The sequence below is a fragment of the Oleiphilus sp. HI0123 genome (assembly GCF_001635315.1).
The window spans coordinates 1-517 of the sequence record NZ_LWGE01000557.1; the positions used below are offsets into that span (position 1 = coordinate 1).

Genomic DNA, 517 nt, shown 5'->3' on the forward strand with positions numbered 1-517 from the left:
GCTGCAACGGTGTAATCATTGACTCGCTCCAAAGAAACGTTTGGGTCTCTCGGCGCCGGTGCTGTCTCAATCCTGAAATCTTCGGGAAGAACAAAAGACATTTTAGTTGCTTTGTCTTGATCCATGAACACAGGCGCGGTCATGCTGATATCTTGCCCCTTACTATTTTCGCCGGAGATATACGCAAAAAGTCGTTTGAAAGCACTATCGTTTGACGATCTCCCCTTTTCACTATTCATCGTTGTGGAAACCAATAACATCTGGTCGTAATGTCGGATCTCAAAATTTCCATCTGACTGAATAAGCGAATAGGGAGCATGCTCAATCGTGTATTTAACCAAGCTACACCCTGTGAGTAAGGAACTCACAAATACAGAACAAGCTAGCAAGATAAACTTCATCGATCCGAGCCTTTCGGTATAGAAAAATTGATTAGACATCGTGATGACCTGCCCTAAGCACTTTCTTTAGCCATAACACTTTGTATTTTCTGATAAATATCATCGGCTTCTTTGCT

Annotated in this window: 1 protein-coding gene; it reads right to left on the reverse strand. The window is 42.4% G+C overall.

The annotated features are described in order from the left end of the window. Positions 1-440: heme-binding protein (locus A3761_RS05095; protein WP_197472838.1), on the reverse strand; the 440-nt coding region annotated here is incomplete at its 3' end. Between the last annotated feature and the right edge of the window lie 77 nt (positions 441-517).